We start from the raw sequence: 13585 nt of genomic DNA, 5'->3' as shown, positions 1-13585 counted from the left end.
CGCGCCTCGGCGACGGCGGCCGTGAGCATTTCTCCGGAGGGACCAGACATGTTCGGACAGAGCGCGGAAGCACTGAACACCGGCTTCGATCTCAACTACGTGTGGGACTACGCCTCGAAAGAGGAAGGTCTTCGCAACCTCTATGAGAAGTCCAAGGCCGGACACTGGAATGCGAAGAGCGATCCCGACTGGTCGACGCACGTCGATCCCGAAGCCGAGAACATGCCCGACCAGACGATCCCGTGGTACGGCAGCTCGCACTGGAACAAGCTGAGCGACAGGAACATCCGCGAGCTCAGGCATGCCGGCCAGGCGTGGACGCTCAGCCAGTTCATGCACGGCGAGCAGGGTGCGCTGCTGGTGGCTGCGCAGCTGGTCAATTGCGTTCCCGACATCGATGCGAAGTTCTATGCTGCGCAGCAGGCCGCCGACGAAGCGCGCCACGTCGAAGCGTACGAGCTCTACCTCAGTCGCAAGATGGAAAAGGAGTATCCGTGCAATCCGGAGCTCCGCAAGCTGCTCGACCAGATCCTCACGGCCAAGGAATGGGACATCAAGTACCTCGGCATGCAGATCCTCGTCGAAGGTCTCGCGCTGGCCGCGTTCGGCATGCAGAACCAGATCACGCGCGAGCCGCTCATCAAGGACATCACGTCGCGCATCATGGGTGACGAGTCGCGCCACGTCGCATTCGGCGTGCTCTCGCTGCGCGAAGCGTACAAGGACATGAGCGATGCGGACCTCAAGATCCGCGAAGAGTTCGCGGTCGAGGCGTGCTACCTGATGCGCGACCGCCTGCTTCCCAAAGTGCTGTGGGAAGAGCAGGGTCTTCCGGTCAGGGAAATGGAAGAGCTCAGCGACAAGTCCGAGACGATGAAGACGTTCCGCACGATGCTGTTCTCGAAGATCGTGCCGAACGTGAAGCGGCTCGGCCTGCTCAACGACCGCCTGCGCGGACAGTTCGGAAAGCTGGGGATTCTCGGCTTCGAGGACTGGGAAGCTTCGGCCTGATCTCGCGCGTTACTCTCTCCCGTAATCACAGCTCTGCACTTGTCCATCCCGGTCGGCGGCCGCAAGGTCTGCCGACCGACGTTCGGCGACCTGTCGCCGCCTTCTGACCGTCCTCGCTCTTCCAGATTCTGAGACGCGCGTGCAATTCGTGAGAAGCGCTGCGCGCGGCCGCTGACGCTCGCGCGAGCAGAGTACGCAGGTTCTGGCATGACTCGACGAGTGTTCGCGCACGATCTTGCGTGAATCGGCTCGCCGCAACGCAGTACGCGGACGGTTCTCGTGATGGCATTCCTGTTGCAACGGTTCGCGTGCAGACAGCGCGAAGCGCGGGAGTATACCTATGAGAACCATTCCTGAACGTTCAGCCGATGTCGTCTCACAGCAGCAACCGTGGAGTGATGGCAGAAGCCACGCCGGCGTCCATATTCTGGTACCGCTGATCGGCGCAATGCTGCTCGGCGCAAGTCTTCTCGCATCGACGGCTTCGGCCGCGTCGCCGTGCGACGGCGCGACACATCCCAGCCAATGCGGATGGTTTGATTCCGGTACCTTGCCGCCGTTCGTCCATGACGCGATCATTGCCAAAGGCGGCGTGACGGGCGCCGGCAACGTTCTCGTTCTCACTTCGGGCGATCCCGCGGATCCGGATTCCGAAATCAGCAACGACGTGACTCAGTCCGGTTGCGGAACCAATCCGGACGGCTGGGACACCTTCGATTGCGTGTTGATGGATTCGTTCGTGCCGCCGACGGACAGCGTGGTGCTGGCGGTCTCGTCCGAGTGGTTCGAGTGGTATCAGACCATCTTTACCGACTGGATGACGATCGCCGGGGCCGGGGTTCCGACGGTCGACGTTTCGATCAACAGCTGGATCAACAACAAGGTCGACATCATACCGTACGGCCCGTCGGACACCGGCGTCGTGCTCCTGACGAGCCTTTCGTCGTCGAAAATGGTGAACTTCCGCGTTGCCGACTCCGGCGACCACATCTACGACACGGCGATCGTCGTGGTTCCGGCAAGCTGGTTTGCCGCGGTGGATGCCTCCAATACGGATCCAACCCTGCTGTGCGGCGACAACAAGCTGGATCCCGGCGAGGAATGCGACGACGGCAACAACGTGAGCGACGACGGTTGCTCCACGCTCTGTCTCGGCACGCAGCCTCCGCCGGCAGTTCCGCCGTCGTCGGTGACGTGCGGTAATCTCGTCTACACGTGGCCGAACGGCTCGACCTCGCCGTATACCTGCGGAGCCGATCTGTGTGCGGGCTTCCGTTGTGTGGTCGGCAATACGATCAGCCCTGCCTGTTACCTGGCCGATCAGTGCGCCTCCGCCTGCGCGGGCTCGTGCGTCGACGTGCAGACGGCGCAGCTCGACTGCTCGACGATGTGCACCGTGCAGCCGCCGGCCAACCAGCCGCCGCCGGTACTGCCTGCGACCTGCAGCAATCTGGTCTATGCGTGGCCGGATGGCACGACCATGCCGTACACGTGCGACGACGCGTGCGACGGCAAACGCTGCGTGATCGGTACGACGATCAGTCCCGAATGCTTCACGCACGGCGAGTGCGATGACACGACCTGCCCGGGCGGCGAGTGCGTCAACACGCCGACGGACGACTGCGAGTCGTTGTGCGCGAAAGCCGACCTGCCGGCCAGCTGTGCGCCGGAGGAAGAGGGTCTGACGCGGCCTGCGGTCAATCAGCAGGGACCCTGCTTCGGCAACGTCGAAATCTGCAAAAGCACCGAATGGAGGTTGACCGACGAGTCGTGGCAGACGGGCGACGAACGCTGCAACGGGATCGACGACGACTGCAACGGCGTCGTGGACGACATGTTCGAAACCTGCGGCGATTTCGGACTGTGCCAGAACACAGTCAACACGTGCGATCCGTCCGACCCGACCAACCCGGTCAAGTGCAACCCGCTTCCGGCGCCTTCTCCGTTCGAGATCTGCAACAACGGTCTGGACGACGACTGCGAAGGCTCGATCGACGACGGGTGCGAGTGCGGTGACGACGAATGCATGCCGGGCGAAAACTACGCCAATTGCGCGGCCGACTGTCCGCCGCCGCCGAACGGGACGCCATGCGAGGACGGCGACCTGTGCACCACCGGCGAAGCCTGGCACAGCGGTGTCTGCAACGGCGGCTCACCGGTCAGCTGCGACGACGGCAATGCGTGCCTTGTCAATGCGACCTGCGATCCGTCGACGGGATGCTCGGCGACCAAGCTGAACTGCGACGACAACAATCCGTGCACGCTCGACACGTGCGATGCCGCAGCCGGCTGTGTGAACGCAGTCGATCCTGCCTGTGGCGGGGTCGACGCCGACGGAGACGGCTATGCTCCGATCGCTGACGGAGGAACGGATTGCGACGACAGCAACGCCGACGTGCATCCTGGTGCCGCTGAGCATTGCGACGGCGTCGACGACAACTGCGACTCGGTGACCGACGAAGGCTTCGACACCGGCGGCTCCTGCCAGAGCGAAGCGAACGCGTGCGGCGTCACTGGTGCCGGCACGCTGGTCTGCACCCCCGACGGGCTCGGCGTCGCGTGCGATGCGACCATTCCGGCGAATCCTGCCGGTTATGGCGATGCGTGCGCTTCATTGCCGAACGTCTGCAGTGAGACCGGGGCCGGAACCATCGGGTGCGACGGTGCCTGCAATGCCGAGACACCTCCGAATCCCGCCGGCTACGGTGACGCATGCACATCGCTGCCGAATGCTTGCGGTGGGACCGGCGCCGGGACGATTGGATGCAACGGCATCTGCGATGCACTCACGCCGCCCAATCCGGCCGGCTACGGCGACGCCTGCAACTCGACGCCGAACGTCTGCGGCGCGACGGGCGGCGGCACGATCGGCTGTGATGCCACGTGCAACGCGGTCACTCCGGTTGCTTCCGATTCCGACGGCGACGGTGTGGCAGATTGCATCGACGGCTGCGCGGCCGACCCCGCGAAGAGAACTCCGGGCGCGTGCGGCTGCGGTGTGCCCGACACCGATTCCAACGGCAACGGCGTGGCCGACTGCCTGGAAACGGCTCGCGCGGACCTCGCGATGTCGGTCGCGCAGGACACCAGGACGGCAACTGCCGGCAAACAGCTGAAATTCCAGCTGACCGTGACCAATCTCGGACCTGCTCGTGCCGTGCCGGCGGTGACCATCCTGGCGACGATCACCGGCGCGCTGACCGACCTGAAGCTGCCAAGCGGCTGCACGGGTACGGCGGCGGGAATCACCTGTACGCTTGCGGACCTCAGCGTCGGCCGGCACAAAGACAAGACGATCACCGTCGTGCCCGCAGCCGGTGCGACCATCACCGTGACCGCCACGGCGTCGAGCCCGGTGCTGGACCCGAATCCGGCGAACCAGACTGCCGTCATCGTCAGCGTGGTGCATTAGAACGAGCGCGCGGCCGGTGCATCCCTGCACCGGCCGCGTGCCACTTACGCGTTGACTGGCAGTAAACTATTTCCCTGACCGCCCCCGGCGATCCTCTCTCACTCCCGGCTTGCCGGCTATTTGACCAGCACGTCGTCGAGCGAGCCGGCCTCGACCTCGCGCGTCTGTCCGCCGCGCGCGAGGAACTCGGCCATCCTCTCTTTGGCTTCCGGCGTCGGCAGCGTTTGGTTGAACGCGTGGGCTTCGTCGAGAAGGCCGTCTTCGACGCGATACTCGGCCGAGTTCACGAGCGACTTCGCGAGCGCGACCGCCTGCGGCGGAAACGACGCGATCCGGTATGCAAGCGCGCTCACGAACGGTCCGAGCTCATGCGGCGGCAGTGCGCGATTGACGTAGCCGTATCGTTCGGCGACGTCGGCCGGAATGTCCTGGCAACCGAGCACGATCTCGAGCGCACGGCCGCGCCCGCAAAGGCGCGGAAGCCGCTGCGTGCCGCTTCCTCCCGGAAGAATCCCGAGCGCGACTTCCGGTTGCGCGAGCACCGCCTTGCCGAGCGCGGCGAAGCGCATGTCGAGCGACAGCACGAACTCGCTGCCGCCGCCGCGCGTGCGGCCTTCGATCTTTGCGATGCTGACCTTCGGCATCGTGCGGAAGCGGTCGACCATCGCGTGGAAGAACCCGAGCTCGGATGCACGCGGAGGCGCGTTGTCGGGCAGCTGCTGGATCAGCGAGACGTCGGCATGGGCAATGAAAAAGTCCGGGTCGGCGCTGTCGAACACGATCACGCGAACGTCCGGATCGGCTTCCACCTGGCGACCCAGGCTGTCGATCTCCTGCATCAGGGCTACGTCGAACAGATTGATCGGCGGGTGGTCGATCGTGGCGAAGCACACTCCGCGATCGAGCCGAACCTTGAGGCACTGGTAGTTCTGATAAGCCATTTTGCCGTTCCTTTGAGCGGTCGCCGTCTCGCGGCGGTCTCGCCGTGCGCACGAAGAATCGCCGATGCGCGGGGTCCCAGCGATGTAGCGAGCGGCGGATGCCGCCGCAATGCTTGCTGCCGAGTCGCGACGTTGAGAATATCGCCCGCCGTGGTTCGCGCGCTCGCGAAGATCACGGTTTGCAGCGCCGAAAATGCGGGAATCCTGCGTGGCACGGGCCGTGCAGTGTCTCCGGAGGACGAGACCAGGAGGTTTTCCAGATGAAACGCTTCAAACACATCCTTGCGACCACCGACCTGTCGCCCGAGTCCTTCGCCGCTGTCCAGTACGCTGCCCACCTGGCCGAAGGGCAGGGCGCGAAGCTGACGATCCTCCACGTGCCTCAGACGACGACGCTGCTCTTCACCGACTTCGCGCCGCCGGTCGACCTCCTGTCGCTCGACCGCAGTATCGAGACCGCGGCGCGCGAGACGCTCGAAGGCTGGGTCCGGCGGCACATGAAGGCGCGCACGCTGCCGCGCATCGTGATTCGCGCCGGAGTCACGCACGAAGTTGTCTGCAAGGCTGCCGAAGAGGCGGGAGCGAGCCTGATCGTCATGGCCACGCACGGGCGTCGCGGACTCGGCCACGTGATCCTCGGCAGCGTCACTGAACGCGTGCTGCGCGAAGCACCCTGTCCGGTGCTGGTCGTGCGGCCGCCGCTGCCGTCGGCGGCACGAACAAAGGCCGGCGCGAAGACGAAGGCCGTCAAGAAGAAGTAGATGTCCTGACGCGCTACTCGTCGCGATGGACGGTCTGCGGAGAGAACGCCTCGATGCAGACCGCCATGTATTCGGCGCCGCCTTCGAACGGCGACGAGTAACGAACCCACTCGCCAGGCTCGGCGATGACGGCCTGTCCCTTCTCGACCAGCATCACGCCGCCTTCGTGCTCGACCCTGATCCTGCCGCCGAGCACGACCGTGATCTCGCGGAATTCCGGACGCTGTCCCGGCTCCGACCAGCCGGCCGGCGAACGCATGTGCGCGATGCTTACTCCGGCATCGCCCGTGTTCATGCGGCCGACGTACTCGTCGATCCTCTTCGGCGGATCGCCTGCGGCCGGTACGGTTTTCGGGGCTGAAATGAGTTTGGGCATCGAGTGACTCCTGTCGGGCGCGTAACGGTGTCTCCGCGACGGTGTTGTGCACTGCGCGGCGTGCCCGCGCTACGCCGCGCATACACCACGCATGCACGGCGCATGCACGGCGCATGCACCGCGCATCGGCCGGCACGAGCTTGACCCACCGTCCGTCGGTGCATAGCTTCCGCGCGCCGGTCTTTCACCTTTCACAAGAGCACCTTGGAACCTCGACCCCCATCGCGAACTTCACTGCCGCCATCACGCCGCCTCGAGCTGACGGGCGCCGGCGGAATTGTGCTCGCGGCCGACGCGTACGGTGAGCCCGACCGGCCGCCGGTTCTTCTGCTGCACGGCGGCGGCCAGACGCGGCACGCGTGGGGCGCAACCGCGGGCAAGCTCGCGGCGGCCGGATTTCATGCGGTGACGCTCGACCTGCGCGGGCACGGCGAAAGCGAATGGGCGGCCGACGGGGATTACGAGATCGCAACGTTCGCGGCCGATGTCTACGAGGTCGCCATGCGTTTTCCGTCGAAACCCGCGCTCGTCGGCGCGTCGCTCGGCGGGATCGCGAGCATCATCTGCGAGCACGCGCATCCGGTGGCGTCGGCGGTGGTGCTGGTCGACATCACGCCGAAGATGGATCCGGTCGGCGTCCAGAAAATCGTCGGCTTCATGAACGCTTTTCCCGAAGGGTTCGAGGCCATCGAGCACGCTGCTGATGCGATTGCCGAGTACCTTCCGCACCGTCCGCGACCGGCCGACACGAGCGGGCTCGCCAAGAACCTCCGCCTCGGCGACGACGGCCGCTGGCGCTGGCACTGGGATCCGCGCTTTCTGTCGGACTCGCCGCGCAGCAAGCACCACGACTACCCCGAGCGCATGAACGCCGCCGTCCGTTCGCTGTCGGTTCCGACCCTGCTCGTGCGCGGTCGCATGAGCGAGATCGTCAGCGAGGAAGGCGTGCGCGATTTCCTCGAGATGGTTCCGCATGCGGAATACGTGGACGTCGAAGACGCGTCGCACATGGTGGCGGGCGACCGCAACGACGTGTTCTGCGAAGCCGTGATCGACTTCCTCTCGCGCACGGTGCTCGCGGCGCAGACATGATCGGCGCCGGCGATACCGACGCCCTGCAGCGCCTTGCCGGCGCACGCGTCGGTCATCTCGCCACTGCGTCGAGCGACGGCCGGCCGCACGTGGTCCCGCTGTGTTTCGCCGTCGTCAGCGGCGCCGCGTACTCGGTCATCGACGAGAAACCCAAACGCACGCGCACGAACCTGCGCCGGCTTCGCAACATCGAGGCCAATCCGCGCGCGACGCTGCTCGTCGATCACTACGAAGAAGAATGGAAAGCGCTGTGGTTCGTGATGGCCGAGTGCGATGCGCACGTCGTCACCGACGAGCGCGAGTTCCTCGCGGCACTCGAAGCGCTGCGGAGCAAATACCCGCAGTACCGCAGGATGACGCTCGCCTTCGCGACGCATCCGATGATCCGCCTGCGGATCGACCGGCTCGTCTCCTGGCAGGGCAGCGCCGACTGAAGATCCGGCGCGTTCAGTGCCCTGCTTCGATGAAGTGGGAAACCGAGAAGACCTGCTCGGTCGTTCCTTCTTCCGATCCCCGGTTCCAGTACCAGCCTTCTTCGTCCTTGGGGGATTTGTCGCTCGGCAGGTAGCAGCGCGTCACGTGGTTCTGCTGGATGTCGACCATCGACAGCGATGGAATGTAGAACTGCTCGTAGTCGTACGTCTGCTTTTTCGAATTGATGATCGGCGACCTGCCGAAGCTCCACGTCTGGATGAGGCTCTTCCACAGCGAGCCCTTGAGGTCGTAGATCTCGGTGTACGGGATCAGCAGGCTTTCGCGGTCGAGGTAGAGCACGCGCTGGCCGAAGTTGTAGCCGCCGAGCTTGGAGACGGCGAGCAGGATGTACACCTCGCGCGGCTCCCAGCGGTCGTCGGGGAAGAAGTCCGCGGGCGCATCCTGGAACCTGGCCGGAAAATGCTTCGAATGGAGCACGCCGAGCACGGTCTTCTTGCCGAGATACTTCCAGTGGCTCCACGCGGGATTTCCCGCGTAGCCGGCATAGCTGTCGAGATCGACGTCCTGTCCGAAGACGCCCTCGGAACGCTGCGCGCTGCTCAGGCGTCGCACGCGCTTGAGCTGCGGGAAGTACAGCCAGGAGTCGTCGGGCCTGCGGGCATCGATATAGCGGATGTACGAGAAGCCCGCGCCTTTCAGGTCGAACGGCTCGTCGAGCGCGCCGAGCATCTCGCGATAGCGAATGCCTTCGGGCGTTGCCCACGTCGGCTTCGGGTCGACGTGAAAGCGACCCGTGTAAAAGATGCGGCGGAATGAATCGACCTCGTAATGCCGTTCGACTTCGATTCCCTTGCCCGGCGGAATGCGGCCGGTGTCGCACGACAGGTGGCGCAGCGCGATGTCGTCGACCGCAATGCGGTTCTCGAAGTTGAACATCATCTTGATCGCGACGTTCGGATCGTCGTCGGTCACGAGCGGGAACGGAATTCCGGCGACGAAGTTGCGCATCGAGTTGCCGTCGGGCGACAGCTCGACCTGCGGGCTGTACTGCTTCGTCGCTGCCTCGCGGAACGATTCCATCGGTGTCGGAATCGCGTCGACGACGGGAAGCGTCGCGCCGCGCGAAACCGCCCACTGGATCGACGGGCCGAGCAGATGCTTCCATCGTTCCTGGTTCGAGCTGTCGACGACGGTGCCTGCAGCAGGAATGTCCTGCGGCGAACCCATGACCACTTCTTCCTGCTTCGCCTCCTGCTTTGATGCCGCGGGCGCAGGCTCGGCCTTCGGAGGCTCGGGGGAAGGGGCCTGCGGTTCGGCTGTTACGACCGGCCGCGGCGCGCGCCTGATGACCGGCTTCGCGACCGCCTTCGGCTTGACGTACGGCTTGCCGCGCTCGGGCGTTTTGACTTCGGGCTGCGCGGCAGGCGCTTCGGCCTGCGGCTCGGGAACCGGCGGCGGCGCCTGTGCTTCGGGCGCCGGAGCAGGTGCAGCCGGCGGCGTATGGTGCGTCTCGGGCTGCGCGGGAAGGCCGAGCAGCTTGCGGAGCGTTTCGATGTCGGTACCGGCCGGCGGCGGGACGATGCCTTCGGCGGGAGCTTCTTCCGCAATCACGTCAGGAGTCATCGCGACGGCGAGCAGCACGACGAGCAATGCAGTCCGCGCCACACGAACTGCCGGCAGCGCTGCGCGGAGCAGCGCCATCGAGCGGCGCTCGATGGCTTTCACAGGTTCGCGTTCCATATCCGCCACTGGTCCCCTCGTCCTACGCCGGCTTGCCCGGCGAATCCCCATCTTTCTCCTACGGGCTCGCCACCCGTGATGCAACAATCCTGAACACATGTTGAGACGCGATCTTTCCCACGACCCGTGGAAACTCTTGCCAGCTCGGCGACAGCCGTGGTCATCTCCGCCACGGTTCCGTACGTTCGACGGAATCAGGGAGCGGCTCACGGCCGCAACGGGGAGAACCATCATGCGAATTCGAAGCCGTGACCTCGTCGCCAGTGGACGTGTGTCACCGGATTCCGCACCGGGCGATCAGCCGAAAGTCCTCCTGCCTGTCGATCCGGCCATTCATGGCCGCGGCGCGCCGATCCCTGCAGCGAACCAAACGTCACGACGTGACGTCGTTTTTCACGCCTGTCCTGCATGGGAAGAGTTGTGACAATGATTCGACGCAGCGCGCACGCGTACCTCGGGGTCTCCAGCCGGCAAGCGCTACGCTCGCTGAACCGGCATACAGCCAAACCTTCGCGGCCTCGGTCGGCCGTCTGCACCGCGGGGTGCGCGCTCCTCGGCGCCGCGAGCATCGTGTTGTCGTATGCGCATCCGGCGCATTCCCAGGGATCGTTCTACAACTGGGAGACTCCGCCGGTTCATCCGGTCGAGATGACGCCCGACGGCACGAGGCTTCTCGTCACCAATACGGCAGATGCGCGCCTCGAGGTCTTCACTCTCGGCGGCGCGCTGCCGGTCCACACGGCCTCGATCCCGGTCGGCCTCGAGCCGGTTTCGGTGCGCGCCCGAACGAATTCGGAAGCGTGGGTGACCAACAAGATCTCCGACTCCGTCAGCGTCGTCGATCTCACGACGCATAACGTCGTCACATCGTTCTCGCCGGGCGACGAGCCGTGCGACGTCGTCTTCGCCGGCAGCCCGCAGCGCGCGTACATCAGCGTTGCGCAGCAGAACGAGGTGGCCGTCTACGATCCTGCGTCGCTCGCGGCGCCTACGGCGATCGTTCCGATCCTCGGCAAGGACGTGCGGTCGCTCGCCACCGACGGCACGCGCGTCTACGCGGCGATCTTCGAATCGGGCAATCGCTCGATGATCCTTCCCGAGAGCATCGTCTCGGATCCTTCGGGACCATACGGCGGCGCCAATCCTCCGCCGAACAGCGGCGCGACGTTCAACCCGCCGATCGCAGGGGGCCTGCCGGCACCGCCGACGACGTCGCTGATCATCAACAAGGAAGGCGTCAACTGGAAGGACGACAACAACCACATCTGGGACGCGCTGGTCACGTGGAACCTGAACGAGAACGACGTTGCGATGATCCAGACGTCGAATCTTTCGGTGACGTACGCGAAGAACCTGCTCAACATCAACGCCGCGATGACGATCAATCCGGCGAACGGACGTGTGTATGTCGTCGGCACGTACGGTCCGAACGAGCACCGTTTCTTCCAGAGCGCGCAGAGCAACGTGCGCCAGCGCATCGCGAGCTTCGATCCGGCCAACATCGGCGCGATCGGAGGCGTCGCCGATCTCAATCCGCACCTGTTCCTGAATCCGCCGAGCCCGCAGTTCCTCAAGACCAGCGTCACGCAGGCCGAGCACGACATGTCGGTCGCCGATCCGCGCGGCATCGCGTGGAAGACCGACGGTTCTGCCGTGTGGATCAGCGGCATGGGCTCGAACAACATCATGCGTGCCAATTCTTCGGGCCAGCGTGTCGCGACCATCGACGTCGGCGAAGGTCCGACCGGACTCGCGCTCGACGAGCCGCGCCAGCGCCTCTACGTGTGGAACCGCTTCGAGGGCTCGATTTCGTCGATCGACACGGCGGCGAACACCGAGGTCGGCCGCACGACGTTCTTTGATCCGACCCCGCAGGTCATCAAGGCCGGCCGGCCGTTCCTGTACGACGCACACCTGACGTCGCGCCTCGGCAGCGAGGCGTGCGCCGGATGCCACATCGACGCGACGCGCGACACCGAAGCGTGGGATCTCGGCGATCCGTCGGGCGCAATGAAGACGCTCGACGAGCCGTGCAACACCGGCACCGGCCTCGCCGGTGTCTGCGCCGACTGGCATCCGATGAAGGGCCCCATGATGACGCAGACGCTGATCGGGTCGGTCGGCACCGAGCCGCTGCACTGGCGCGGCGACCGCGAGGACATCGGCGCGTTCACCAGCGGGTTCGTCGATCTGCTCGGTCTTTCGACGCCGCCGACCACGCCCGAGATGAATGCACTCGAGGCGTTTCTCGCGACCACCCATTTCCCGCCGAACCCTTATCGGACGTTCGACGATGCGACTCCCGCGACGGTCCCCGGTTACGCCGGCGATCCCGCCAACGGCGAGACGCTGTTCATGACCGCGCCGATCTTCAACGGCACGACCGCGTGCGTGACGTGCCACACGCTGCCGACCGGCGGCAACGGCATCGTCATCTCGCCGAATCTGATCAACGAATCGCAGGGAATCGCGGTGCCGCAGCTGCGCGACCTCTACAAGAAGATCGGCCTCGATTATTCGTCGCTGACCAACAACCGCGGCTTCGGATTCGGGCACGACGGCAGCTTCGACACGCTGTTCGATCTGCTGAAGCAGCCGCAGTTCGGTTTCCCGGCGGGCGCGGCCGGCGATGCCGAACGTCGTGACATCGAGGCGTTCCTGCTTTCGTTCCCGACCGATACGCATGCGGCGGTCGGAACGCAGCTGACGGTTCTCGGAGCCAACGACAACTCGGTTGCGACCGTCAATCTGCTGAATGCGATGATCGCGCTTGCCGATGCCGGCGACGTCGGTCTCGTCGCCAAAGGCCGCATGGCGCTCGAGCAGCGGGGATGGGTCTACGTGGCGGGCACGGGCGTCTTCCAGTCCGACCGTGCGGCCGAAGCACCGACGGCGAACTCGCTCCGGCAAAGCGGCGCCGCCGGCGGCGAGATCACGTTCACGGTGGTTCCGCTCGGCACGCAGGCACGGCTCGGCGTCGATCGCGACGAGGATACGTGGTTCGACAGCGACGAGATCGACGCCGGCACCGATCCCGCCGACGCGTCCTCGCATCCGTCGGGCAGCGGCGGCGACAGTGATGCCGACGGAATCTCGGACGCGATCGACAACTGCCCGGGCGGGGCCAATGCATCGCAGGCCGACGCGGACGGCGACGGATATGGCGACGCATGCGATCCGTGCACGTCCGGCGCATCAATGAACCGGCCTCTTCTGATCGCGAAGAATCTCGTGCTGCCGGCGGGAGACGAGTCGCTCAAGATCAAAGGCTCGGCCACGGTGCCGACGTCGCCGGCGATCGATCCGGCGACCAACGGCCTGCGCATCATCGTCTCGGACGCGATCGGGAACTCGCTGCTCGATGTGACGGTGGCGGGCGGTGCGAGCTGGACGACGAGCACGTCAGGGTTCAAGTACTGGGGACCGAAGACCGGCGGCATCGGCCGTATCGGCATCAAGACCAGCAGCGCGGCGCCGGGCTTCGTCAAGATCGGGATCAAGGGAAAGGGACTCACGATGCCCGCTGCGTCGGCGACGCTGCCGCTGCGGGCGACGATCGTGATCGACACGCCGATCGCGACGACGGGCCAGTGCGCGGATGGGGATTTCCCCGGACCCTCGCCGCTTCCGCAATGCAGCACGGCGAGCCTCGGCAGCACGATCGTCTGCAAGTAGGCACTCGCAGCGGTCCTGCTTCGGGCGCCGGACGCCGGGATGGTTTTCATAGGGCGGGAAAGCCGGGATCGTCCGGTTTTCCCGCTTTTCTTTTTTCTGGCGTAACCTCTGGCGGCCGCCGATCGTGGTGGAGTCAAAACCA

The 13585-nt window shown here is 65.4% G+C and carries 9 protein-coding genes; 6 read left to right on the top strand and 3 right to left on the bottom strand.

Features of this window, described 5'->3' with window-relative positions; translation table 11 throughout:
• The first annotated feature begins 48 nt into the window (after positions 1-48).
• Entirely contained in the window at positions 49-1011 is a 963-nt protein-coding gene (locus VN634_18650; GenBank protein HXC52913.1) for a ferritin-like domain-containing protein, read from the top strand.
• A 340-nt stretch (positions 1012-1351) separates the two neighbouring features.
• Positions 1352-4423: a MopE-related protein gene (locus VN634_18645; protein ID HXC52912.1), complete on the top strand. Its 3072-nt coding sequence runs from the start codon at positions 1352-1354 to the stop codon at positions 4421-4423.
• Positions 4424-4539: 116 nt separating this feature from the next.
• Here the strand turns inward: VN634_18645 and VN634_18640 are convergent, their stop codons facing one another.
• On the bottom strand, positions 4540-5364 hold the full coding sequence (locus VN634_18640; GenBank protein ID HXC52911.1) for an enoyl-CoA hydratase/isomerase family protein: 825 nt from the start codon (positions 5362-5364) through the stop codon (positions 4540-4542).
• Positions 5365-5624: 260 nt separating this feature from the next.
• On the opposite strand from VN634_18640, the gene VN634_18635 reads away from it, so the two are divergent.
• Complete coding sequence (locus VN634_18635) at positions 5625-6125, top strand: universal stress protein (GenBank protein HXC52910.1); 501 nt, start codon at positions 5625-5627, stop codon at positions 6123-6125.
• A gap of 13 nt (positions 6126-6138) precedes the next feature.
• Here VN634_18635 and VN634_18630 read toward each other — a convergent pair whose 3' ends face one another.
• Positions 6139-6501 carry a hypothetical protein gene (locus VN634_18630; protein ID HXC52909.1) on the bottom strand — a complete coding sequence of 121 codons (363 nt, stop codon included), beginning with the start codon at positions 6499-6501 and terminating at the stop codon, positions 6139-6141.
• A gap of 204 nt (positions 6502-6705) precedes the next feature.
• On the opposite strand from VN634_18630, the gene VN634_18625 reads away from it, so the two are divergent.
• Together VN634_18625 and VN634_18620 are read left to right on the top strand one after the other, a co-directional pair.
• Positions 6706-7593 (top strand): alpha/beta hydrolase, encoded by an 888-nt coding sequence (locus VN634_18625; GenBank protein ID HXC52908.1) that lies wholly within the window; start codon positions 6706-6708, stop codon positions 7591-7593.
• Complete coding sequence (locus tag VN634_18620; protein ID HXC52907.1) at positions 7590-8027, top strand: TIGR03668 family PPOX class F420-dependent oxidoreductase; 438 nt, start codon at positions 7590-7592, stop codon at positions 8025-8027. The genes VN634_18625 and VN634_18620 overlap by 4 nt, the downstream gene beginning before the upstream one ends.
• A 13-nt stretch (positions 8028-8040) precedes the next feature.
• Here VN634_18620 and VN634_18615 read toward each other — a convergent pair whose 3' ends face one another.
• Positions 8041-9768: a DUF1329 domain-containing protein gene (locus tag VN634_18615; protein HXC52906.1), complete on the bottom strand. Its 1728-nt coding sequence runs from the start codon at positions 9766-9768 to the stop codon at positions 8041-8043.
• A 426-nt stretch (positions 9769-10194) separates the two neighbouring features.
• Between VN634_18615 and VN634_18610 the strand changes: the two genes are divergently transcribed.
• Entirely contained in the window at positions 10195-13443 is a 3249-nt protein-coding gene (locus tag VN634_18610) for a hypothetical protein (GenBank protein HXC52905.1), read from the top strand.
• Positions 13444-13585 lie beyond the last annotated feature (142 nt).

The organism is Candidatus Limnocylindrales bacterium, from assembly GCA_035571835.1.
GTDB lineage: Bacteria > Desulfobacterota > Binatia > UBA1149 > CAITLU01 > DATNBU01.
Note: the sequence above shows the minus strand (reverse complement) of the source record. Positions and strands in the feature narration are given on the sequence as shown.